The sequence below is a fragment of the Dankookia rubra genome (assembly GCF_004355005.1).
Classification (GTDB): domain Bacteria; phylum Pseudomonadota; class Alphaproteobacteria; order Acetobacterales; family Acetobacteraceae; genus Paracraurococcus; species Paracraurococcus ruber_A.
Window position 1 is genome coordinate 1 of the sequence record NZ_SMSJ01000406.1, and the last position, 274, is coordinate 274.

Here is a 274-nt window from a genome sequence, read left to right on the forward strand (position 1 = left end):
TTTAGGGGAGCCGTAGGGAAACCGAGTCTTAATAGGGCGTTTCGTTGCAGGCATTAGACCCGAAACCCGGCGATCTACCCATGGGCAGGTTGAAGGTTGAGTAACATCAACTGGAGGACCGAACCCACTAACGTTGAAAAGTTAGGGGATGACCTGTGGGTCGGAGTGAAAGGCTAATCAAGCCGGGAGATAGCTGGTTCTCCCCGAAAACTATTTAGGTAGTGCGTCATATATTACCCACGGGGGTAGAGCACTGTTAAGGCTAGGGGGTCAT

Annotated in this window: 1 rRNA gene; it reads left to right on the forward strand. The window is 51.5% G+C overall.

The annotated features are described in order from the left end of the window. Nucleotides 1-274: ribosomal RNA gene (locus E2C06_RS37120) — 23S ribosomal RNA — on the forward strand; the annotation flags it as partial.